General features: G+C 58.8%; 21 protein-coding genes. 6 read left to right on the top strand and 15 right to left on the bottom strand.

Translation table 11 applies throughout. From position 1 onward, the window contains the following. Positions 1 to 6: 6 nt before the first annotated feature. Complete coding sequence (locus U9970_RS03975) at positions 7 to 522, top strand: hypothetical protein (RefSeq protein ID WP_322765408.1); 516 nt, start codon at positions 7 to 9, stop codon at positions 520 to 522. Positions 523 to 645: 123 nt separating this feature from the next. Here the strand turns inward: U9970_RS03975 and U9970_RS03970 are convergent, their stop codons facing one another. The 8 genes from U9970_RS03970 to U9970_RS03940 all read right to left on the bottom strand — a co-directional run bounded on the left by U9970_RS03970 (position 646) and on the right by U9970_RS03940 (position 8,237). Further along, a complete protein-coding gene (locus U9970_RS03970; protein WP_322765407.1) occupies positions 646 to 1,392 on the bottom strand; it encodes a hypothetical protein in 747 nt (248 codons plus the stop codon). A gap of 705 nt (positions 1,393 to 2,097) precedes the next feature. Then, positions 2,098 to 2,586 (bottom strand): hypothetical protein, encoded by a 489-nt coding sequence (locus U9970_RS03965; RefSeq protein ID WP_322765406.1) that lies wholly within the window; start codon positions 2,584 to 2,586, stop codon positions 2,098 to 2,100. Positions 2,587 to 2,637: 51 nt separating this feature from the next. Beyond that, positions 2,638 to 3,318 (bottom strand): recombinase family protein, encoded by a 681-nt coding sequence (locus U9970_RS03960; RefSeq protein WP_322765405.1) that lies wholly within the window; start codon positions 3,316 to 3,318, stop codon positions 2,638 to 2,640. Positions 3,319 to 3,578: 260 nt separating this feature from the next. Next, positions 3,579 to 3,818, bottom strand: coding sequence for a DUF1651 domain-containing protein (locus tag U9970_RS14265; protein ID WP_407653076.1), 240 nt, complete (start codon positions 3,816 to 3,818; stop codon positions 3,579 to 3,581). Between the two features lie 102 nt (positions 3,819 to 3,920). Next, positions 3,921 to 5,189 (bottom strand): DUF6538 domain-containing protein, encoded by a 1,269-nt coding sequence (locus U9970_RS03955; RefSeq protein WP_322765404.1) that lies wholly within the window; start codon positions 5,187 to 5,189, stop codon positions 3,921 to 3,923. Between the two features lie 150 nt (positions 5,190 to 5,339). Beyond that, positions 5,340 to 7,124, bottom strand: coding sequence for a sensor domain-containing protein (locus U9970_RS03950; protein ID WP_322765403.1), 1,785 nt, complete (start codon positions 7,122 to 7,124; stop codon positions 5,340 to 5,342). Then, the gene (locus U9970_RS03945; RefSeq protein WP_322765402.1) at positions 7,117 to 7,530 is read right to left on the bottom strand and encodes a PAS domain S-box protein; all 414 of its coding nucleotides are present in this window, start codon (positions 7,528 to 7,530) and stop codon (positions 7,117 to 7,119) included. Before U9970_RS03945 ends, U9970_RS03950 begins: the two co-directional genes overlap by 8 nt. A gap of 74 nt (positions 7,531 to 7,604) precedes the next feature. Next, the gene (locus U9970_RS03940; protein WP_322765401.1) at positions 7,605 to 8,237 is read right to left on the bottom strand and encodes a hypothetical protein; all 633 of its coding nucleotides are present in this window, start codon (positions 8,235 to 8,237) and stop codon (positions 7,605 to 7,607) included. Positions 8,238 to 8,422: 185 nt separating this feature from the next. On the opposite strand from U9970_RS03940, the gene mfd reads away from it, so the two are divergent. Then, the gene (mfd, locus tag U9970_RS03935) at positions 8,423 to 11,995 is read left to right on the top strand and encodes a transcription-repair coupling factor (protein WP_322765400.1); all 3,573 of its coding nucleotides are present in this window, start codon (positions 8,423 to 8,425) and stop codon (positions 11,993 to 11,995) included. 75 nt (positions 11,996 to 12,070) lie between these two features. Beyond that, a complete protein-coding gene (locus U9970_RS03930) occupies positions 12,071 to 12,244 on the top strand; it encodes a hypothetical protein (protein WP_322765399.1) in 174 nt (57 codons plus the stop codon). A 35-nt stretch (positions 12,245 to 12,279) separates the two neighbouring features. Here the strand turns inward: U9970_RS03930 and U9970_RS03925 are convergent, their stop codons facing one another. The 4 genes from U9970_RS03925 to U9970_RS03910 all read right to left on the bottom strand — a co-directional run bounded on the left by U9970_RS03925 (position 12,280) and on the right by U9970_RS03910 (position 15,851). Beyond that, positions 12,280 to 12,510: a DUF6737 family protein gene (locus tag U9970_RS03925; RefSeq protein WP_322765398.1), complete on the bottom strand. Its 231-nt coding sequence runs from the start codon at positions 12,508 to 12,510 to the stop codon at positions 12,280 to 12,282. Positions 12,511 to 12,545: 35 nt separating this feature from the next. Next, the gene (locus U9970_RS03920; RefSeq protein ID WP_322765397.1) at positions 12,546 to 13,892 is read right to left on the bottom strand and encodes a S41 family peptidase; all 1,347 of its coding nucleotides are present in this window, start codon (positions 13,890 to 13,892) and stop codon (positions 12,546 to 12,548) included. A 93-nt stretch (positions 13,893 to 13,985) separates the two neighbouring features. Beyond that, positions 13,986 to 15,179 carry a (E)-4-hydroxy-3-methylbut-2-enyl-diphosphate synthase gene (gene ispG, locus U9970_RS03915; RefSeq protein ID WP_322765396.1) on the bottom strand — a complete coding sequence of 398 codons (1,194 nt, stop codon included), beginning with the start codon at positions 15,177 to 15,179 and terminating at the stop codon, positions 13,986 to 13,988. Positions 15,180 to 15,245: 66 nt separating this feature from the next. Beyond that, entirely contained in the window at positions 15,246 to 15,851 is a 606-nt protein-coding gene (locus U9970_RS03910) for a uracil-DNA glycosylase (protein WP_322765395.1), read from the bottom strand. A 122-nt stretch (positions 15,852 to 15,973) separates the two neighbouring features. On the opposite strand from U9970_RS03910, the gene U9970_RS03905 reads away from it, so the two are divergent. The 3 genes from U9970_RS03905 to U9970_RS03895 all read left to right on the top strand — a co-directional run bounded on the left by U9970_RS03905 (position 15,974) and on the right by U9970_RS03895 (position 18,392). Then, a complete protein-coding gene (locus U9970_RS03905; RefSeq protein ID WP_322765394.1) occupies positions 15,974 to 17,164 on the top strand; it encodes a pyridoxal phosphate-dependent aminotransferase in 1,191 nt (396 codons plus the stop codon). Positions 17,165 to 17,179: 15 nt separating this feature from the next. After that, the gene (locus U9970_RS03900; protein WP_322765393.1) at positions 17,180 to 18,106 is read left to right on the top strand and encodes a putative selenate ABC transporter substrate-binding protein; all 927 of its coding nucleotides are present in this window, start codon (positions 17,180 to 17,182) and stop codon (positions 18,104 to 18,106) included. A 61-nt stretch (positions 18,107 to 18,167) separates the two neighbouring features. Continuing rightward, positions 18,168 to 18,392, top strand: coding sequence for a hypothetical protein (locus U9970_RS03895; protein ID WP_322765392.1), 225 nt, complete (start codon positions 18,168 to 18,170; stop codon positions 18,390 to 18,392). 121 nt (positions 18,393 to 18,513) lie between these two features. On the opposite strand, the gene U9970_RS03890 is transcribed toward U9970_RS03895, so the two are convergent. From U9970_RS03890 to U9970_RS03880, 3 genes are read right to left on the bottom strand one after another with little or no spacing between them, the layout of a single operon-like run. Continuing rightward, positions 18,514 to 20,151, bottom strand: coding sequence for an urea transporter (locus U9970_RS03890; protein WP_322765391.1), 1,638 nt, complete (start codon positions 20,149 to 20,151; stop codon positions 18,514 to 18,516). A 4-nt stretch (positions 20,152 to 20,155) separates the two neighbouring features. Further along, on the bottom strand, positions 20,156 to 21,640 hold the full coding sequence (locus U9970_RS03885; protein WP_322765390.1) for an arginase family protein: 1,485 nt from the start codon (positions 21,638 to 21,640) through the stop codon (positions 20,156 to 20,158). Positions 21,641 to 21,688: 48 nt separating this feature from the next. Further along, positions 21,689 to 22,054 (bottom strand): hypothetical protein, encoded by a 366-nt coding sequence (locus U9970_RS03880; RefSeq protein WP_322765389.1) that lies wholly within the window; start codon positions 22,052 to 22,054, stop codon positions 21,689 to 21,691. Between the last annotated feature and the right edge of the window lie 10 nt (positions 22,055 to 22,064).

Raw genomic sequence — 22,064 nt, 5'->3', positions numbered from 1 at the left:
GAAAAAATGGCGCAAATTGCCAGGGATGCTTTCAATAGTGAAAGAGCCCTGAAAGGACTGCTTATGCCTGATAACTTTTACGTCTGCATTGGCGGATTAGTTAAAGCTGCGGAAGGCATCTTCCCTGTCATAGTTGACACTTGCGAGGGCAATAGAGAGATCACGAATGACATAAGTAAGCCTCTCTGGGACGATTTCACAAGAGAGCAAGAGTTCTGCGATGAATTCTTCCATGGTAGCGAGATGAGAACTTATGTCATAGCGAAAGCCTGGAAAAATCAATATCACTTTCTAAAATGGGACCAACTCGATGCCCTGCTTGATGTTGGAGGGATTAATATAGAACGGTATAGAGAAGTGGGATGGTGGAGGGTTGCCTGCTTTTACTACTTGGCAAAAAAGGGGTTTGAAGATCGAGACGCCTTCAAATCGAAATGGCGAGCAATGACGAGTGAGCAATGTCTCGGGATAGTTCAGTCCCTTTCTGGGGATGAACTACTTGAATATCAACTAAGAGGTTAACAATGGGGACTGTCCAAAAAAACCAGATCATCTAACAGTGGTTTAGATGTGATTGTGAACCTTCAATAAACTAGAACGGGAAAAGATCCTTGATGATCTCGCCCGCCTCTCAATCAGAACGGATTAGAAATCCCATCCAAGATCTCTTCCAGCGGAGAGCTGACTAGTCAGGTCACTGAGACGCCGAGCGTCAACTAGTTCAGTTATTCGATGATCACCTTCCCATTGAGGTTGTATATCGAGCAGTTGATCCACCACCCCCTGCAGCGTCAACGCCAAGTAATACGCCTTGGTGGACAGAGGCAGGGAGGGGACAGGAGGTGTTAGTGATGGCTTGGGATCAGACTTGGAGGGACTCCAGTCATCACTTCCTTGCCACTGACTCTTGGGGTCGAGCTGGTAGACCTTGAGTAATTGACGCAGATCCTGGAGGGTGACCTGCCCCTTGGCCTGACGAAGCTGTAACGCTTGCTTCTGCCCCTCCCAAGTAAGTCGGCCAAACAGGTAAGCCTTCTCAACCTCCAGCTCCTTGATGAACTCCCGTTCGGACTGGTCGTAGAAAGAACCCTCTGCAAGAGCACGGCGTTTGATCCTGATCGCTCCTTTGAGCTGGGTAATCCTGGAGCTTGATACGCCATTCTCTCTGAGCCATTCACTAAAGCAAGATTCAAAATGCTTCAGGTTCAGGTCTGATGGAGCCTGATCTAGCGCCATAAACACTGCAGCCAAATCTGCAGCGTATTGGTTGAAAACGTTGCGTTGAGCATTGACGAAATTACCAACTCCAATGCGGTGATGCTCAGGGATCGTCGTAGTGAGATAGGTCAATGCCTTCTCACTCAAATGTTCTCTCAGATAATCAATGGACAATAGATCAGCTGTCATAGCAATTTAGTCGACTAAAAGTAAATGGGTGGGTAGTTAGGTGATCAACAGAGGCCATCTCCTGCCTGGTCCTGCCGCTTGGATAGATGGCAAGCTCCAGTCCTGGAGTGCCTTGGTATTCATTTAGTAAAGCAATCAATTAGATGGTAATAATTCCTACTGGTTAATATCCTTCAACTGGATGGTGCAAAGAGCAAACTCGCCACCAACGGTGGCTCCGCCTGTAGCTCAGCTCCTTTGAAACACAAACTCCCCAACACCAACCGCCTTTGGAAGCGGAAGACGTGGGGAGCTGTTGTCACCACAGAATCGGGTGACCGTTTCAAACGAACTGGCTACAGCGGGTAGATTCTCTTTGAACCATTCCAGTGAGTTGCTCATTCCGCTCGTAACGCAGTGGTGCGTCAGTTCGGGCTTCAACTTGGAGAGGGTCCATCGCCGGTTCTCCAACCGTCGAGGGCGAGCGTTGATTCAGCCTCTGCTACAGGTGCCTGAAGCCTGTAGTGCTTGGGTTCAACGAGACCGCAGAACGAGCTACTCCCTTACGGGCATTCACAGCTCTGCCTTTCTTTAACGTCGGTTCCATACGACGATTGGATCACCAATCAAAGGTTCTCCCTGTATTAGTGAGCCATTGACACAGCAAGCCGCTCCCAGCATGGGCTTAGGTACTAGAAGTGATAGACGGCTCTAAAGCTCTTGGGAATTGCGTTTGGCATAGTCAAGGATGAGATGCTCTACCACCCTCTTCTTGGAATATCGAGTCTTTTGATCCTTCACGCAGAAGTCGTCAAGCTTCTTCCAGGCGGTAATGGAAATGCGAACATTAACCTGTTTCTCACAGCCTGTTCCATTGAAGCGAGACTTATTAGGCTCAGTCATCGGTTGTCGTTCGCATTTTCCGTCGGGTTGATAAGTGCGTTTTGGCTCTGGAATTGTTTGGAGTTTATGAATACTGTTTCCAATCATGAAACCAATCATCTCTCCTTGGTCCTTACCATATGCCTCGCAAATCACGGCTAGCGCATTGAACACCTCATTGCTGACTCGCAAGCATAGGGAACGCTTTGAAACACGCAGTGAAATCTCGCCGTTTTCATTGACCATGCGAACAAAGTCTCTCTTTGCTTCCTTCTTTCGCTTTCGATATTGCTTTTGATCTTGTGTAAGTTTTTTCATTGTAGATTGATGATATGCATGGTTGAGATATATGGCGCTTATTCTGTTTTCTTAGGATAGGCCGAGTCGTGTTAGCAAGCGTTTGACTTGGGTTGGGCTCAGTGGTTGGCCGTTCTTCGTAGTCTTCCCAGCACCGGCCAAAGCCTCTGAGATAGCTCGTAGCGGCAGCTTGGCTTCGATCATTGGAGTCAGTACACCACGCAGCTTCTCCGCTTCCTGCTGCGCCTTGGCCTTGGCTGCAACATTCTCCTTGATGGTGTTTGGCCTGATGCCGCCCAGCTTTACGCCTCTGGCCTTGGCAGCGGTTAGGGCGTCTCTTGTGCGCTCACTGATCCGTCTGGATTCAAATTCAGCAACAGATCCCATCACTCCAAGGATGAGGCGACCCGCTGCTGTAGTGGCATCGATGTCAGGCAAATCACAAAACAGGAAGCCGCCCATGCCGTTGACCTGAGCTTCTCGGCTCAATCGCAGGATCAGCTCAGCATCACGCGCCAGGCGGTCGAGTTTGGCAACGGCCACCACAGCCTTACGTTTTCGTGCCTCAGCAAGGGCAGCAGCTAGCTGGGGGCGATCTGACTTCCTGCCGCTTTCCACCTCTACGAACTCGGCAACTACCTGGGCACCACGTTCGGCAGCAAGCTGGGCTACCCGCTCCTGCTGTGCCTCCAAACCCAGACCAGACCTTCCCTGGCGGTCGGTACTGACTCGGTAGTAAGCGATCAGATTCATGACCAAGACCGTCTTGTACCGAGAGTCTACGATCGTAGAGGCTGGTACAGGTTCAGGGCTGCTGCTGGTATTCGTTTCAGGCTCTCATGGGCCATTTCGCTGTCGATTGGAAATCCAAACAAGCGACTTACCCAACCGCCAATCAGCAAGCCATGCAATGGGTGGGGGCATGGGGGTAAATACGAGACGCCTTCAGTAGCGATAAGGCTTCTGAAATTTCTGTCATTACCTTTTAGGTATCGCTGAAACAGTCAATAGCTTCACCACTTTGCGTCCACTTGTTTCCAGCCCTTCCCTTGCAACTTGTGCCATAGGTCTAGGACTTCCTTCCGGTTGAACACCCTTCGACTTTTGAGGAGCGGGTGTTCACCTTGAATTACTCGTCCTTTGATGACCTCAGTTTTTAGGTCTCCGTAGCACTCGGGATTTTCAAAGGTCCTGAATCGAAGGATGAGCTTGTCTTTTGGTGACTCAAGGAAGGCTATCCGTTCTTCGATCACAAGGTGAGTAAGTCTGTGAGGTGGTTGTAGTCATTGAGATGGGGGGAAGGGGACAAGGCCGAGTGAGGAAAGGAGGCGGGAGATAGTGAAGTGCATGAGTGGCTAAGAAATGAGGTCATCAAGAAACTGCCAAACCTTGTTGTTCTGTTCAATCAAAAGCTCATCAGGATAAATGCCATACCCATCGCTGACGTCTGTTGTGATCTTCTTTTTATGGCCATCAATCTCATCACTAACGTCAATTGGAATACCGACACGACGGCTCCACGTCTTCCATGTATGACGAGTGCTGTGGATGACGAGCTTCTCATCGCGACTTTCTAGCGATTGAAGATCAGCTCTCAACCTTCGCTGAAGTGTATCTTTCGACTTTTCAAAAGGAAGACTCTCCTGCAGATAGCGAAGAGCTTTCTCATTCAAAGGAATTCTTCGATTACTTGTGTCTGTCTTAAGGCGGTTCTTTTGTCTCGCTGTAGCAGTGACAACAAGCATCTGTCCATCAAGGTGACTCAGATCACGCGACCAAAACTCACCAATCCTCAATGCGGTACCAAATAACACGTACCAGATGTGAACATTCTCCGTCAGCGAGAAAAGTTTTTGTACTTCCTCTTTCGTGAAGGATCTGTAGGAGTCCTCAGGTCGTGTGTCAACAATGAAGTCAATAGGATCCCACGGATTAGAGGTCATACTGAGAACTTCATGCTTGATACCAGCCTTGATCATCGTCTTAGCCATCCCGAGCCTTGACATGATTGTTCTGGGCTTCAAGCCACTCTCATTAATGAAGTAGCTGTAGATATCTCGACAATGCTTGACAGCAAGAAGATCCGGATAACCGGCGTATTGACGCATTACTTTTATCGCACTATTGACTTCAAACAACGCTGATGATGAGAGCGTCTGACCTTTCTTAGTTGCACGAACCTTCGCATAGTGCTCTCTTAGCTCTTCCCAGGTAACTGCAAAACGCTTGTTACCCTTCAGTGCTTCAACAACAAGTGGATATGTCTCGGATTGGTCCTTTCTTGTTTGTGTCAGGACATGAGCTACCAGATGAGGATCAACCTCCGCAACCTCTTTGAAGAGCGTCTGACCTTCCTTCACAACACGGACAGCGGTCAGGACGGGGCCGCGATTCAGCTCGACCTGTTCGGCCAGTGAATCACCCACAAGGTTCTCTAGCTGCGCTTCTAACGCCTCTATGGCAGCTCCGTAGAGCTTGGTGGCCAACGTGGGGTCAGAGGTGCCCAGCGACCGCCACAACTCGCTCTTCCCTGCCCTCTGCCGTAGGGCCTTGGGGACGGTGAGACATGCGTACCAATTTGGGCCGCCTTTTGGCCGCTTGCGGGGGCCTCTGAGCTTGGGCACGAACCGAAACGGAAGTAGGAAACAGAAGTATAAACAGAAGTAAGAGCCCCTGGAAACCCTCTTCGCTAGTGGCTTTCTGGCTTTTGAACCCCCATGCCATCCATTATGTTGCTGGAAAGTGAGTGGCTAGCCCGTAGCTCAGCCGCAGATTTAGGAAACTAAAGCTTCAGCTGGCTGGGGAAAGGGTGCTGGGTGACCAAACAGGAAGCCCTGCCCCTTGCAGCAGCCCATCGCCAGTAGAGCTTCTGCCTGGGCTTCAAGCTCAACCCCTTCGGCGATCACATCCAGACCAAGATCGCGAGACAGCCTGATCATCGAAGCCACGACCACGCTGCGACGGGGATCGTTCAGCAGACCAGCCGTAAAACTACGATCGATCTTGATTGCATCAATAGGCAGTTGGGCAAGCCAGGACATACTCGAGTAACCGGTACCAAAGTCATCTAGATATATGCGACAACCCACGGCGCGCAGGGAGTGCAGCTCGCGCATTGCGGATTGGGGTCGATCTATCAATATGGATTCCGTGACCTCCACAGCCAGGCGAGAGAGATCAACCTCATAACGCTCTGCCAGAGCAATCATTCTGCCCGCAAGCCCATCCCGGCAGATTTGCAGCGGACTTACATTGATCGTAATTAGAAGATCAGGGGTTATATCGTTTACCAATTTCAGCACCGCCAAGCAACGGCGCAATACCAGATCACCCAACGGATCAATCAAGCCTACACTCTCGGCAACTGGGATGAAGTCGATTGGCGACATCCAGCCACCCTCGAAATCACGAATGCGGGATAGTGCCTCAAAACCAATAGAATCCCGGCTCTTTAGGTCGACGATGGGCTGAAAATCAACCCGCAGCAGATCACTATCAATTGCATGTTGCAACTGACGCTTAATCAAAATGCCCCGCTTAACCTGATCATCAATCACGTTGTCGTAGATAGTGATTGCGCGCTCATCGTTAGCCTTAGCCGCATACATCGCCAGATCAGCGCGGCGCAACAACTCATCTACCGTGACTTCCGAATCATCAGTAGAGGCAATACCCACAGTCATGCTGGGTAAAATCGAATAATCCTGGGTAGTCCAGGGCTTGGAAACCAGAGCCTGCAAGCGTTCCGCCAGCTGAACCGCTGCCATTGGCGTGGGGATGTCAGGGCTCAAAACCACGAATTCATCCCCACCCAGCCTGGCAAGCATGTCCTCAGGACGCAGGGTGGCTTGGAGCCGTTTTCCCACCTCAATCAACAACTCATCACCAACTTGATGGCCGTAGAAATCGTTTACCTCCTTAAAACGGTTTAGATCGCAAAACAGCAGGGTGACCGAGCCGGGCTGACGACGAAGTTGACGCAGTGCCGCTGCCATACGGGCCCGCAGGCCGCGACGATTGGGCAAGCCAGTTACCGGGCACTTCATCACCTTGGCCGCTAGGGCCAGCTGTTTTGACTGCAAATCTATGTACTTTTTATTAGCCGACAACCATTTCTCTTCGATCTGCTGGCTTTTCTGCTGCAGCTCATCAAATGAGATCCGGGCACTCACATCACGAAAGGAGAATATCAACGGATTAGGCACTTCCGTGACCACGGGACGCCATTCGATTTCTAGAGCGCAAACTGGATCGTCACTGATAATCACAGTAACCAAACCAGTCTTTAGCAATCCCCCCCGTGTCTGCTCAAGGGTGAGAATGGGATCACCAACAATATTGAGTGGCAAAATGGAGTGCAGACTTACTCCGAGAATCTCAAGCCTGGTCTTTCCTGAAAATTCATCAAAGGATAAGTTGGTCCACAATACTTGGCCGCTCGCATTGACTAGAACGAGTCCTTCACTGATCTGACCAAGGGCAGAATCAAGCCGCCCCAAGGTGCGGCGCAACTCCAGAACCAATGATGTTTCGGCATTTGGGCTGGAGGCTTTAGGCATCAGTCTCCGTGCCGTCTGGCAAGGGGGTGAGGGTGGCCCCAAAAATCCAGCCAGCCTCGGTCTTTTCCCCCAAGATGAAATGTTCAGACACCAACTCACTGCCGTCGGCGCAGACGGTTTTTAGGCGCAATGGGTGCGCAAGGATTGTGGACTGCTCCGTTGCCTGGAAGCGCGAAAAGCCCAACTGATGAGACATCTGAAAAGCACCCGGCAAGATCAGGCTCAGGGATTGGCCGCGCAACTGATCTTCAGTCCAGCCGTAGGTCTGCTGGAAAGCCTGGTTAATCGAAACCACTTGCCCTAAGGAATCGGCCAATACGAAGGGCCTATCTCCGTTCTGCAGGGATTCAATAGTGGGTTGAACTGAATCGGCAGTGCTCTCAGACTGGGACTGTTCAGTAGCCAAGGACTGCTCGATCTCTAGTTCAAATTCTATGGCGCCACTAGGCAAATTTTGCGCAAACGGGCCGACCTAACCGTCTAGGTGCCGCAATGGCGGCGCACCAACTGGGCCCCCAGGCTCAAGCGGGCTTGATTGGCATAGGCCTCCCGCTCCAGTTGCCGCTCCTGCTCCGATGCCTTGCTGTAGACGGATTCATTAAGCACAGCAGCTAGGTGATCGGGCAAGGCCGAGGGCAGACCCAGGGGGCGGGGGCGGGAACGCAGTCCCCGGTTGCTGCGGCTCTGGGCAACGTGAATCGCCTCATGGTTGAGCACCCGGGCAAACTCGACACTGCCCTTGGCCACCACCCGGGGCTGAATGCGCATGGTGCGTGCTGCCGGGTCCCATTCCCCCGCCGCCCCCGGCTTGCGGGGCTGGCTCAGCTCCAGACGAACCCCGGCTTTGGCCAGCACCGTGAGCAGCTCACCGATCGCTAGGCGCTCGGCCCCAAAGCTGGGCGGGTTGGCGATCAGGGCCCGAAGCTCCGCCACAGACAGCTTGGGTTCGTTTGCCCGGCGGCGGTAGTGATAACGCACCGCACCACTGGGCAGGGTTTCAGCCCGCGGCAGCCACTGACGATCAGCTGCAGCCAGTTGCTGCAGCAAGGCCGTCTCCTGTTCAGGCAGCAAACCTGCCGCCTGGGCAGTTGGGCGCGCAGGCACGCTTGCCAAGCAAGCCCCCAGCAGCGCCAGCAAGCCGGCCAGCGCCAACAGAACTGGAGCCTTGGCCAGCCTCTTGGTGTTGAGCGGCCTCTTGGTATTGAACAGGTGAAGTAGTCGAAGCAGAAGTCGGCGGCGACCAACACCACTCTGGTGCCAGTTGCGAAGATCGGAGCCTTCTGAGATTCCCTAACCCCATGCCCCTCACCGCCCTGGTGCGCCAGCTGCAGCAGGTGCCCCTCACCGGCGAGGTATTGCTGCGTCTGCAGCGGGCCGACCGCCTGCGGCTCAGTGGGGCGGGGCGCAGTGCGCGGGCCCTGGTGAGCAGCGCCCTGGCTGGTGCTGCCGAGGCGCCCTTGCTGGTGCTAGTTCCCACCTTGGAGGAAGCGGGCCGCTGGGCAGCGCTGCTGGAGCTAATGGGGTGGAACAGCTGCCAGCTCTACCCCACCAGCGAGGGCAGCCCCTACGAGCCCTTTGACCCCACCAGCGAAATCACCTGGGGCCAGTTGCAGGTGCTCAGCGAACTGCTGGATGCCCCCCGCCGCCTGGCAATCGTGGCAACGGAAAGGGCCCTGCAGCCGCACCTGCCGCCGCCTGAAACCCTGCAGGCCCAGTGCCTGAGCCTGCGCAAGGGCGACACGATCGACCTTGAACAACTCGCCACCACCCTCAGCCGGCTCGGCTACGAACGGGTGCCCACCATCGAGCAGGAGGGCAGCTGGAGCCGGCGCGGCGACATCGTTGATGTGTTTCCGGTGAGTGCGGAGCTACCCGTGCGGCTGGAGCTGTTTGGCGAAGAACTGGAGAAACTGCGGGAATTCGATCCCGCTTCCCAGCGCTCCCTAGACGCCATCGAGGTGGTGCGGCTCACACCCACCGGCTACGGCCCCCTGATCGCCGATGCCCTGCGCGAGTCGATGCCGGATGGGCTCGAGCAAATGCTCAGCCCGGAAGCCCTCGAGCAGCTACTCGAAGGGGGCACCCCGGAGGGCATGCGGCGGCTGATGGGCCTGGCCTGGCAGCAGCCGGCCTCCCTGCTGGATTATTTGCCGCCCCACACCCTGATTGCTATCGATGAGCGGCGCCACTGCCTCTCCCATGGCCAGCAGTGGTTTGACCACGCCTGCGACCACTACGCCGACGTGGTGCAGGAGCTGGAACTAGAAGCCAGCGCGGCGCCAACGATCCTGCCGCCGCTCCTGCATCGCCCCGCGGCAGACGCCCTGGAGCAGGCGGAGGTGTTTGCCGGTTTCGATCTGGCCGAGCTACACGAAACCGACCAGCACCCCAACAGCTTTGACCTGGCCTCCCGCTCGGTGCCGGCCTACCCCAATGCCTTCGGCAAGCTGGCGGGGCTGGTGAAGGGCTTTGTGGCCGAGAAAGCCACGGTCTGGCTGCTGTCGGCCCAGCCCTCGCGGGCGGTAGCCCTGCTGGAGGAACACGACTGCATCACCCGCTTCGTGCCCAATCCCGCCGACTTTCCGGCCATCGACCGACTGGTGGAGCAGGCCACGCCGGTGGCCCTGAAAACCAAGGGCACCGCCGAGCTCGAAGGGCTGCAGCTACCGGCCTGGCGGCTGGTGCTGATCACCGACCGGGAGTTCTTTGGCCAGCACGCCCTAGCCGCCAGCGGCTACGTGCGCCGGCGCCGCAAGGCTGCCAGCCGCACCGTGGATCCGGGCAAGATGCAGCCGGGCGATTTCGTGGTGCATCGCAACCACGGCGTCGGCAAGTTTCTGAAGCTGGAAAAGCTGGCGATCGGCGGCGAATCCCGCGACTACCTGGTGGTGCAATACGCCGACGGCCTATTGCGGGTGGCCGCCGACCAGCTGGGCAGCCTCGGCCGGTACCGCGCCAGCACCGATGCGCCTCCAGACCTAAACCGCATGGGCGGCACGGCCTGGGCCAAGGCCAAGGAGCGCGCCAAAAAGGCCGTGCGCAAGGTGGCGGTGGATCTGGTCAAGCTCTACGCCGAGCGCCACCAGGCACCGGGCTTCGCCTTCCCCGCCGACGGCCCCTGGCAGCACGAGCTCGAAGACTCCTTCCCCTATGAGCCCACCCCCGACCAGGTGAAGGCCATCGCCGATGTCAAGCGGGATATGGAGCAGCCCCAGCCGATGGACCGGCTGGTGTGCGGCGACGTCGGCTTCGGCAAAACGGAGGTGGCGATCCGGGCCATCTTCAAGGCGGTCACGGCGGGCAAGCAGGTGGCGATGCTGGCCCCCACCACGGTGCTGGCGCAGCAGCACTGGCGCTCCCTTTCGGAGCGCTTTGCGCCCTACCCGATGAAGGTGAGCCTGCTAAATCGCTTCCGCACCACCGCCGAACGCAAAACAATCCTGGAAGGGTTGGGCGCAGGCACGGTCGATGTGGTGGTGGGTACCCACCAGCTGCTCTCCAAAAGCACCGGCTTCAAGCAGCTGGGTCTGCTGGTGGTGGATGAGGAGCAGCGCTTTGGCGTCAACCAGAAAGAAAAGATCAAGGCGCTGAGAAAAGACGTAGACGTGCTGACCCTTTCCGCCACGCCGATCCCCCGCACCCTCTACATGAGCCTCTCCGGCGTGCGGGAGATGAGCCTGATCACCACACCACCGCCGCTGCGCCGGCCAATCAAGACCCACCTAGCCGCCCTCGATGAGGAGGCGGTGCGCAGCGCCATCCGCCAGGAGCTCGACCGCGGCGGCCAGATCTTTTACGTGGTGCCGCGGGTGGAGGGTATCGAAGACGTGGCCTCCGGCCTGCGGCTAATGATCCCGGGCCTGCGGCTGCTGGTCGCCCACGGCCAGATGGCAGAAGGCGAGCTGGAGAGCGCCATGGTGGCCTTCAACGCCGGCGAAGCCGACCTGATGCTCTGCACCACGATCGTGGAGAGCGGCCTCGACATCCCCCGGGTGAACACGATCCTGATCGAGGACGCCCACAAATTCGGCCTGGCCCAGCTTTATCAGCTGCGGGGCCGGGTGGGCCGCAGCGGTATCCAGGCCCATGCCTGGCTGTTTTATCCCGGCAATGCTTCCCTCAGCGAAGCGGCACGGCAACGGCTGCGGGCGATTCAGGAATTCGCCCAGCTGGGTTCTGGCTACCAGCTGGCCATGCGCGATATGGAGATCCGGGGCGTCGGCAACCTGCTGGGGGTGGAGCAGAGCGGCCAGATGGAAACCATCGGCTTCGACCTTTATATGGAGATGCTGCAGGAATCGCTGGCTGAAATCCAGGGCCAGGACATCCCAGTGGTGGAAGACACCCAGATCGACCTGCCAGTGACCGCCTTCATCCCAGGCGACTGGATCACGGAAAACGACGAGAAGATCGCCGCCTACCGGGCCGCCGCCGAGTGTGGCGGCAAGGAGGAGTTGCTGGAGCTGGCCACCGGCTGGGTGGATCGCTACGGCGCCATTCCGGCGCCGGTGATCTCGCTGTTGCAGCTGATGGAGCTGAAGCTGGTGGCCAAGCGCTGCGGCTTCTCGCGTATCAAGCCGGAAAAACCCAACATCGCCCTGGAAACCCCCATGGAGGAGCCCGCCTTCCGCCTACTGCGCCAGGGCCTGCCCCAGCACCTCCATGGCCGCCTGGTGTTTCAGCCCGGATCGGGCGCCACCGCCAAGGTGCTGGCCCGGGGCCTGGGGGTGCTGCCTGCTGAGAAGCAGCTCGAGGAGCTGATGGGCTGGCTCAACCAAATGGCGGAGCAAATCCCAGGCAGCGACGGCCTCACCGAAGCCCAGCGGCGCGAGCAGCTCAAGGCCCGCAACGAAGAGGTGTTGGCGGTCTAGGGCCCAAAGGCCCCTAACCCAACCAGGTTCCGCAAAAATCCGTTACATTCATGAGAAGTTGTGTAACAGCGATCCATGGGCGAAGTGATCGGGGCAGGTTCGGGCTTAGGCGGCGGGTTCAGCCTCGTTTCTGGAGTGGTGAGCCTCCTGGCGATCGGCATGTACGCCCTGCTGCAACCCGGTGCCGGCAATAACAACGATGACGACGATTCCGGCCCCGGCGGTGGCCTGATGCAGCCGGTCGCCTGATTTCGCCCAGTTAGACGCTTGAAATCAAGACCAGATCAAAGTTTGTCTGATCCTTCAGCAGCCCGCAATTCGGCATGATAGCGAGCCGGTACCACAACCAGAAAAAGCAGCCACCAAGCCAGCACCCCTAGGGCTACAGGCGCGGTGATCCACCAACGCTGAAGCAGCACCCAGCTCCCTGCCACCACAACCGCACCGGTGAGCAAGATGCTCCAAGGCTGGCACCACCAGGGTTTCATCTCCCAAATCGACGCAGGGTGGTTCATTTGGTTGGGGGCGAATCAAGCGGCACAGCCAGCGCCTATGGCGCGCTGGAGCCCTGAGGGGCAACGGCCGCCGGCACATTGGCGCTGCGGGGGTTGTAGGCCTTCTCCACAGTGTTGGCATTGCGAAGCCGTTTCACCAGCGTGGTTTCCGCCACCCGGTATTGGCTGTCCTTCTTGGTGCCGAGATCCTCGAGCTTGAGGCGCTGGGCCTCGAGCTCAGTCATCTTCGCCGTCACATCAGGGTCGATGCCGTGCTTGTGGATGTCCCGGCCACTGGGGGTGAGGTATTTGGCGATGGTCACGGTCATGCCGGAGCCATCGGATAGCCCCCGCACCGACTGCACCAAGCCCTTGCCGAAGGTTTTCTGGCCCACCAACACCGCCCGGTTGTTGTCCTGCAGGGCGCCGGAGAGAATTTCACTGGCGCTAGCTGAACCCTCATTCACCAGCACCACCATGGGCTTGCTGGTGAGGGCGCGGCCGTTGGCGCGCTTGACATCCTGGATGCCGTCACGGGTTTTGGTGGACACGATCGTGCCCTCATTTAGCCACTGGCGAGCAATCTCTACGCTTGCCATCAGCAGGCCGCCTGGGTTGCTGCGCAGATCGAGCACATAGCCCTGGGCCCCCTTCTCTTCGAGGTCCTTCACCGCCTGGCGCATGTCCTTGGTGGCGGTGGCATTGAATTGCTTAAGGCGGATATATCCCACCTTGACGCCATCGGCACTGGTGTTGATCTGGTGGTCAACGGCATGGAGCTCAATGCGCTCCCGAGTAAGGGGCACCTCCAGGGTCTGAGCCTTGCGCTTGAGGGTGAGGGTCACGGAGGTGCCAGCCTGACCTCGGATCAGCTTGACGGCATCCTCGGTGCTCATGCCCTTGGTCGACTTGCCGTCGATCGCCATAATCACATCCTTGGGCTGTACGCCAGCCCTAGATGCGGGCGAACCTTCAATAGGTGACACCACCACCAGATTTTTTGTTTCCTTATCCAGGCTCAGCTGAATTCCCACCCCGGAGAGTTCTCCGGAGGTGTCGATCTGCATCTCTTTGAATTCCCTTGGATCGAGAAAACGGGTGTAGGGATCATCGAGGCTGCCGAGCATGCCCCGGATAGCTTCGTAGGCCTCCTTAGTACTGCCATAACTCTTGGCCAGCACGTCACGCCGCAGGCTGCGCCATTGCTCTGGCTTGTACTTGCCGTTGATATCGAGGTAATCGCGGAAGACGATCTGCCAGGTCTGGTCGATCACTTCCTTGGGGCTGTCGCTAATGCGGGAAGAACCCCCGGGAGGGGTCACCACTTCCCTGGCCACGACCGCAGTGGCCGCACAAGCACCAATACCGACCAGCACGAGCAGGCTGGTGCGGGGGCTGGCCATCAGGAAAAGCCGTTGCGGCGCGGGAAACGTCTCTTCAAACTAGCGCCGCTGATTGGTTTTAACCGGGGCGGGTTACCGGAAGTGAGCAGGCGCTCAGGGATCAACCCAGCGACCATCCTCCTGAATCAGGGCGATCAGGGCTGCCACTCCCTCGGCCTCCGGCACCCGGCGAATCTCCTGGCGGCCCCGGTAGAGGGAAATGGTGCCAGGGATCTTGCCCACATAGCCGTAGTCGGCATCGGCCATTTCGCCCGGCCCATTAACGATGCAACCCATCACGGCGATATCGAGGCCGGTGAGATGGGACGTGGCGTTGCGCACCTTGTGCAGCACCTCCTCGAGGTTGAACAGGGTGCGGCCGCAGCTGGGACAGGCCACGTATTCCACCATCGTCTTGCGAAGCCCCAAGGCTTGCAGGATCGAATAGCAAACAGGAATTTCCTTCTCCGGCGCTTCGGTGAGCGAGACGCGAATCGTGTCGCCCAGCCCCTCAGCCAGAAGGGGCGCAATGCCGGCGGTACTTTTAATTCGCCCGTAGTCGCCATCGCCTGCCTCGGTGACTCCCAAATGCAGGGGGTAGGGGAAGCCCTCCGCATCCATGCGATCGGCCATCATGCGGTAGGCGGCCATCATCACCGGCGCCCGCGAAGCCTTCATTGACACCACGATGTTGTGGAAGTCGAGCCGGTCGCAGATGCGGATGAATTCCATGGCGCTCTCCACCATGCCCAGGGGCGTGTCGCCGTAGCTGAACAACATCCGCTCAGCCAGGGAGCCATGGTTGACACCGATGCGCAGGGCCTTGTCCTGCTGCTTGAGCAATTGCACCAGCGGTTCAAACGTTTCGGCGATGCGCTCACCGATGGCAGACACCTCCTCGGGACTGAATTCGGTGCGATTTGGGTCGGGCTTGTCAAACACAAACAGACCCGGGTTGATCCGCACCTTGTCGACGTGCTGGGCAACCTCCAGGGCAATCTTCATGCCGTTGTGGTGGACATCGGCCACCAGTGGCACCGGCTGGTAGGTATCTTCCAGCCGCTGGCGAATTTCTTTTACCGCCTTGGCGTGGGCCAGGGAAGGCACCGTAAGTCGCACGATTTCGCAACCGACTTCATGCAGCCGCCGGATGCCGGCCGTAGCCCCTTTGATATCGAGGGTGTCCTCGTTGATCATCGACTGCACCGCCACCGGATGGTCGCTGCCGATCCAGATATCTCCCACCCGCACGCTGCGGGTCTGGCGCCGGTGAATCAGGGTGTCGTAGCGAGCCGGGGTGCCGGTCATGGCTGGGTGAAGCGGGGGGCCGGGAAGGGCAAAGCCTGTCACAAAGACAGCTCAAGCGGCGGGGGGCTAACCAGAAAAGGATCGGCGTACCTCCCGGAAGTCCGCTGCCGTGAGCGCGCGGGGTGAGCCCTCGGCCTGCGAGTTAAAGCGCAGCAGATAGGAGGGATGCAGGACCGGCATCAGGCGCCGGCCCTGCAAAATTTCGATCTCGCTGGCGTGCCACTGGCCCCGCAGGCTGGTGATGCCGCCCTTAATACCCAGCACCCCCTCCAGCGCCGTGGCCCCCAGCAGCAGGATCACGGCCGGATTCACTAGAGCGATCTGGCGATCTAGCCAGGGGCGGCAAGCGACCAGCTCCATGGGCTTGGGCTTGCGGTTGGCGGGGGGGCGGCACTTCACCACATTGCACACGTAGGCGTCTCGGTTGCTGTCGATGCCAGCGGCAGCCAGCAGCTGATCGAGCAGCTGGCCGGAGCGACCGACAAAAGGCAAGCCAGTGCTGTCTTCCTGAGCGCCAGGTCCCTCGCCGATCAGCATCAGCCGAGCGGCGGGATTGCCCCGACTCACCACCGCCTGCTGCCTCTCCGCGGCCAGATCACAGCGGCGACAGGCGGCGCAATCGAGCAGCAACTGCCCCAGGGAATCGGGCGGTGCAGGGGTAAATGTCGTCACGGCAAAACCATCAACGTGTAACTAGCTGGCCATTTCGTGCCCCTTTGAACCGTACGCGGCAAATCCGTAAGGCAGGATGCCAGCCAGTGCTGATGCCGCGCGTCCTGATGCCGGACACAGGGATGACCGCCGCGCCCACCACCACTCCGGCCCTCTCTGCCCGGGCCCGGGCCCTCCAGCCCTCCCTCACCCTGGCCATTGCCGCCCGAGCCAAAGCCCTCAAGGCCGATGGTCAGGACATCTGCAGCCTCAGCGCCGGCGAACCTGATTTCGACACCCCGGCCTTCATCCGCCAGGCCGCCACCGCTGCTCTGGAGGCAGGCCACACCCGCTACGGCCCAGCCGCCGGCGAGCCTGCCCTGCGCGATGCCATAGCCGCCAAGCTCAGCACTGAAAACGGCATAGCCACCACCGCCCAACAGGTGCTGGTCACCAACGGCGGCAAGCAGGCGCTCTACAACCTGTTTCAGGTGCTGCTGGAGCCAGGCGACGAGCTGCTGCTGCCGGCGCCCTACTGGCTCAGCTATCCAGAGATCGCCAAGCTCGCCGGCGCCTCGGTGACCATGCTGCCCAGCTCAGCGGCCCAGGGCTTCCGCCTCGATCCGGCCCAACTGGAGGCAGCCATCACTCCAGCAAGCAAGTTGCTTGTGCTCAACAGCCCCGGCAATCCCACCGGCATGGTGCTGAGCCGGCCGGAACTGGAGGCGATTGCCGAAGTGCTGCGCCGCCATCCCCAGGTGGCCGTGGTGTGCGATGAGATCTACGAGTTCCTGCTGGCTCCCGGCCACGTCCACCACAGCTTTGCCGCCGTGGCTCCAGACCTAGCCGATCGCGTCTTCACGGTCAATGGCTTCGCCAAGGGCTGGGCCATGACCGGCTGGCGCCTTGGCTGGCTGGCCGGCCCCCAGCCGGTGGTGGCCGCCGCCAGTGCCCTGCAGAGCCAGAGCACGAGCAACGTTTGCAGTTTTGCCCAGTTCGGCGCCCTGGCCGCCATCGAAGCGCCCCGCGACTGCGTGCACGCCATGGCGGCCCAGTTCAACGAGCGCCGCAGCCTGCTCAGCGCGGGGCTGATGGCCATCGAAGGCTTGCAACTGCTGGCGCCGGAAGGGGCGTTCTATGCCTTCCCCGATGTCAGCGGCTTCGGCCTCGATTCAATGACCCTGTGCAACCGGCTGCTCGATGAAGTGGGCCTGGCGGTGGTGCCAGGGGTTGCCTTCGGAGACGACCGCTGCATTCGGCTGTCCTGCGCTGTTGGCCCTGCCACGATTGAGGATGGCTTGGAGCGCCTGCAGCGCTTTCTGGCCGCCCTCTGATTCCCACCCCGTCCCATGCCTACCCGAGAACGTTGGACCGCCGTAATGGCGGGGCTTTGTCTAGCCCTGCTACCGGCGGTCTTCCCCCCCGTGCCCGCTTCCCTGCTGCCGACGGCCATAGCCCAGCCGGTGCTGCGCATCGGAGCCATCCCCGACCAGAACCCCGAAAAGCTGAATCGCCTTTACGGCCTGGTGGCCGATGAGCTCAGCCAGCAACTAGGTGTGAAGGTTGCCTACGTGCCGGTCACCGACTACACAGCTGCTGTAAGCGCCTTCCGGACAGGCAGTCTTGACCTGGTCTGGTTTGGCGGTCTCACCGGCGTGCAGGCCAGCCTGCAAAAACCCGGTGCCCAGATGCTTGCCCAGCGAGACATCGATGCGCAGTTTTACACCGTATTTATCGCCAATGCCCGCAGCGGTCTCAAACCAATCCAGAGCCAGAAAGGACTGGTGACTCTCAAGGGCAAGCGCTTCACCTTCGGCTCGGAAAGCTCCACCTCCGGCCGGCTAATGCCCCAGTATTTCCTCGCTCAGGCGGGCGTCAAGTTGGCTGATTTCGCCGGCGGCGCACCGGGCTTCAGTGGCAGCCACGACGCCACCATCGCCCTGGTGCAGAGCGGCACCTACGACGCCGGCGCCGTCAATGAGCAAGTGTGGAAGAGCAGCCTGCGCAGCGGCAAGGCCAACCGCAGCAAGGTGGTGCAGATATGGCGCACTCCCAGCTACCCCGACTACCTCTGGCTGGGCCAGCCCAACCTCGACCAGCGCTTCGGCAAGGGCTTCAGCGCCAAGCTGCGCCAATCGATCATCAGCTGGCGATCCACAGATCCAGAGCAAAAGCAGATCTTGAGCCTGTTTGGCGCCCAGCAATTCACCACGGTGAAGCCGGGCGAATACAAGCAGATCGAGCAGGTGGGGCGCCAGATCGGCAAGATCCGCTGACACAGGCGGGCGTTTGGCTCCAGCAGCATTCAGAATCAACTTTCTCCAGTGCCTCAGATCCGTGGTCTGGTTGATTGACTTGATCCTGCTGCTGGCCGGCTTTGTGCTCTGGAGCCGCGCCAACAATGAAGGCGATGAGGCCTGGTCCCTGTTTCTGCGCAGCATCGCCTTTCTTGATCTGGCCTTCATCACCTTCGGCAACGGCCAACTGCTGATCGAAATTCCCGCCCTGGTCCTGGCCCTGGCCCTGCCCTCAGCGGCCAGCCTTGACCGGCGGCGCACCTGAGATGTCAATGAATCCCCGCGGCCCTGATCTAGTTGAGGTGTCCCTAGTGGCGCTGATCCTGGCGCTGATCGTTTACCGCCTCACCCTGGTCTGAAGCAGCTTTCAGGTTGGGATCGCAGGTTCATGTAAGTAGCAGCTGGTCTACAAACTGGAGCCAGGTGAGGCCATCGGCAGAGCGGCTGAAGAGAAAGGACTCCTCCTCAGCATTAAGAGGCCGTTCGCCCACACTGGCCAGCAGACGTCTGAGCTCGGCCGGATCAAGCCGGTCATCGCCGTTGGCATCGATTGGCAGCAAATAGTTGAGCAGGCGAGCCTCGCCAAGGCGCAAGCGCTGCAGGCGAAGCATCAGCTCACCAAACTCCTCAGCATCCACCCGGCCATCCCCATCCAGGTCCATGGCCTGCAGCACACTTGCCAACTGGGCTGCCAGCACCCCAGCCTCTCCGGCTTGCTGGGGATCAATCCCCAGACCCTCGAGCAGCTCCGCCGCACTGATAACGCCATTGCCGTCTTGATCGAGTCGCTGAAACAAGGCCGACATTTGTTGCCGCAGCTGCGCCGGAACCCGTCCAACCAAAAAAGCGCGGCGCTGGCCTGTGATTGCCAGGTGCAGGTTTTGACGAAAATCGGCAAGCAGGGTGCGGGCCAACACAAAGCGCTGACGATGCTCCTCCGGGGTCAAGATGGCGTGCAGCGAAACCGGAAGCAGGGCCGGCAAGGCACGACGCACCAGCAGCTGAATCAGCCAGGTGGCAAGCACAAAAGCCAAGGTGAGCGAAGGCCAGCCCGGAGCTGGAGTGAAGCTCCAACAAAACTGGAACAGGCTCGTCAGAGCCGCCCCGCCCAGACCCACCGCCAAACTGGCCCAGCTGGGGGCGTAAAAAATCCCCCCCAAGGCAATCGCCACCAGCAAGCCGTTGTATCCCCAGAGGCCCTGGGCGATCGCCTCCAAAGGGGCATCGAGCAGCAGGCCCGTTGCCATGCCAGCTAGGGCACCAAGCAAACCCAGTCCCGCGGCAAGGGGGCTGGCTAGGGCTGTGGCAAGTAGCACCAGCAAGCCACTCCAGGGGTTGGAGCAGAGAAAAACCTGACCCGCGGATCGGAGCAGCCCATCCCTGAGGGCCTGGGAGCTGCTGGCCAGCTCGGGCATCGAGACCGGTTCGGCCAGCACCAATGCCGCCGCCGGCGCAAGCGAAGCCAACGCCAACAAGCCCCAGGTGACAAGAATGAACGGCAGGGTGAGTGGGGGTAGCCCCAGGGAACGGTTGATTCCCCTGCCCAGCCCCTCAAGCAGCAAGGTGGTCAGCGCCCCACCAAGCAGCACCAAAGCAGCCCAAATCAGGCTGGAGAGGGGGCTATCGAACTGGGCGAAATTGGCGACGGCGCAGCCCACCAAGGCGCCGTTGAAGCCGTAGATACCCTCGCTCCTCAATCCCTCCGCCAAGCCGAGGAGCCGAGCTGTGCAGTCGGAAGCTGCGGTACCCAGCAGGGCCAACAGGGCAAACCAAGGCGACTGCACCAGGAAGGCGAGCAGCAACACCAGACCGCTGAGGGGATTGTTAATGAAGATCACCTGGGCCATGCCACGCAAACCTGCCAGCAGCGAAACCAGGCCGGGGTTGATTCGCGCGACAGGGCCGTGCAGCTGATGCAGGGTGCCCATGGTGGGCAGCAGCTGTTGAAGCCTGGAGGGCAGGTCAACAGCAGGCTCGAGCAAATCTCTAAGCAGCTCAAAAGCCGATTTCACAGACCTGTCCATCGACCTAGAGGCGGGAGTCGAGCACCTCTAACACATCCTGATAAACGCTAAGTGACACTTCAGCCAAGGTATTAAGACTATCTAGATGGGGGTTGATTTCACAGATTTCCCAGCAGCAAACCCTGGGGTCTGCCAGTAGGTACCGGGTGAGCTGGCGAGCCTCATCAGCCCAAAGACCACCAGGCACGGGCGTGCCGGTGCCCTTGCAGATAGTGGAGTCCATGGAATCCACATCGAAGCTCACATAGATTAATTCGACTTGGCTGAGATGGTCTAAGCAGCGCTGAGCTGCCTGCTCTGGTCCGAATCGCCGAACATCATCCGTCGTAATAACCGGGATAGAGAACTGCTCAAGTGTGACATTTTCTGCCGGTTCCGTATCACGAACTGCCACATAAATTAGATCTTCAAGCGTGATCGATGGATACCCCGTGCCATTGAGACATTGGAGCTCTTGCCAAAGCAACCTGGTCGTTGAATCGGGCTCGTTGATGGCCTCCATGGTGTTGTCGTGAGCCGAGGCAATGGCCAAAGGCATGCCGTGCATGTTGCCGGAGGGAGTGGTGTATGGGGAATGGATATCGGCATGGGCATCGATCCACACCACGCCTAGGCGCCGATCGGGATGGGCCTGGCGAATGCCAGCGATGGTTGAGGCAGCCGTGGAGTGATCACCAGCGATCACGATTGGGAACAGCCCGCGCTCCAGCGTGGAGGCCACCAAGGCGGCCGCGTCCCGCATCACGCCGGCAATCGTCTCGATATGGCGTGCGTGGGGGGTGGCGGTGGCGGAGCCCAGCTCCGCGGCTCGGACACCTGGCCTGGTCTGATCCTTTATTTCCTCAATCAAACGATCGCTGATTTGGCGCAGCCCCTGCTGACGGGCAGCGGCCTGCTTGAGCAAATCAATGCCAGAACCAGCTCCCGGCGTGCCGGCACCAAGGTCGCAATCGACCTCGACCAAGGCAACCCTGGGGCGGCTGGAGGCGTTTACATACTGAGCCAGGGTCTTTTTCAGTCGCTTCAGATCTGCCAGCGACAGCTCGATCACCGCATCGGCTTCGAGTAGCTGCAGAAATTCTTCAACGCTGATGCAGTTATCGCCATCTCGATCGAGGGCCGCCAGCAACCGATCTGCCGCTGGCAGATCGGCGCACGAGGGCGCTAGGGCCGCGAGCAGCACCTCCAGCTCCTGAAAATTGAGGCTGCCGCTGCCATCAGTATCAACTAACTCAAAGATCTCGCGCAGGCATGAGGCAACAGCCAAACCTGGCCGGCCTTGGGCCCAGCCGCTGAAAGCCGCCAGCTCCAGCTCCCCATCGCAGCCAACCAGATCACGCAGAGCTTGGCGATCTTCAATAGCAATCACTCCGGCCATGCTGGCGAGAACATGCTCCACTTCATCCGCAGATATTTTCCCATCTCCGTCTTGATCAAACAGACTAAAAAGACCGACGAATTCATCTGAACGAGAGGATATTGACACCATGAAAGGATCAAAATGATTGATCAGATTGCCAAATTTGAATTCGACAAATCATGCTTTATACACAACATAAAAGCCGATCAAGTCCTCGGCAAACGTGCCTATTGCTACTGAAATAAGAAAACTTTCGGTTTGCAGGGGCCTAATCTGAGGTTCGATGCCGCTTAGTTCGCCGTGGAGTTCAAGGGATCCCTGGACGAGCTCAAGCAGCTGGTTGCCCAACTTGGGGTGCCGTGTGAATGGCAACACAAGGGGGCTTTTGAGCTGGCCGTCTTTAACGATGGCGTCAGCAATCTCAAGCTCAACTGGTGGCCCCGGGAAGGAATCCTGCGATTGGTGGGAGATCCGGAGGTTCGCGACAGCCTGCAGGCAAAATTGCAAGAAATACTGAGCGGGCAAGGCTAAAAGCCAGATCACCAGATGAACC

Origin of the sequence: Cyanobium usitatum str. Tous (assembly GCF_963920485.1) — a bacterium.
In the GTDB taxonomy this organism is placed as follows: Bacteria; Cyanobacteriota; Cyanobacteriia; order PCC-6307; family Cyanobiaceae; genus Cyanobium_A; species Cyanobium_A usitatum_A.
Note: the sequence above shows the minus strand (reverse complement) of the source record. Positions and strands in the feature narration are given on the sequence as shown.

Coding starts and splice junctions, on each gene's coding strand:
- U9970_RS03975 (WP_322765408.1), top strand. CDS start 7: ATGGCGCAAATTGCCAGGGATGCTTTCAATAGTGAAAGAGCCCTGAAA.
- U9970_RS03965 (WP_322765406.1), bottom strand. CDS start 2,586: ATGAAAAAACTTACACAAGATCAAAAGCAATATCGAAAGCGAAAGAAG.
- U9970_RS03960 (WP_322765405.1), bottom strand. CDS start 3,318: ATGAATCTGATCGCTTACTACCGAGTCAGTACCGACCGCCAGGGAAGG.
- U9970_RS03950 (WP_322765403.1), bottom strand. CDS start 7,124: ATGCCTAAAGCCTCCAGCCCAAATGCCGAAACATCATTGGTTCTGGAG.
- mfd (WP_322765400.1), top strand. CDS start 8,423: ATGCCCCTCACCGCCCTGGTGCGCCAGCTGCAGCAGGTGCCCCTCACC.
- U9970_RS03930 (WP_322765399.1), top strand. CDS start 12,071: ATGGGCGAAGTGATCGGGGCAGGTTCGGGCTTAGGCGGCGGGTTCAGC.
- U9970_RS03925 (WP_322765398.1), bottom strand. CDS start 12,510: ATGAACCACCCTGCGTCGATTTGGGAGATGAAACCCTGGTGGTGCCAG.
- U9970_RS03920 (WP_322765397.1), bottom strand. CDS start 13,892: ATGGCCAGCCCCCGCACCAGCCTGCTCGTGCTGGTCGGTATTGGTGCT.
- ispG (WP_322765396.1), bottom strand. CDS start 15,179: ATGACCGGCACCCCGGCTCGCTACGACACCCTGATTCACCGGCGCCAG.
- U9970_RS03905 (WP_322765394.1), top strand. CDS start 15,974: ATGACCGCCGCGCCCACCACCACTCCGGCCCTCTCTGCCCGGGCCCGG.
- U9970_RS03900 (WP_322765393.1), top strand. CDS start 17,180: ATGCCTACCCGAGAACGTTGGACCGCCGTAATGGCGGGGCTTTGTCTA.
- U9970_RS03890 (WP_322765391.1), bottom strand. CDS start 20,151: ATGGACAGGTCTGTGAAATCGGCTTTTGAGCTGCTTAGAGATTTGCTC.
- U9970_RS03885 (WP_322765390.1), bottom strand. CDS start 21,640: ATGGTGTCAATATCCTCTCGTTCAGATGAATTCGTCGGTCTTTTTAGT.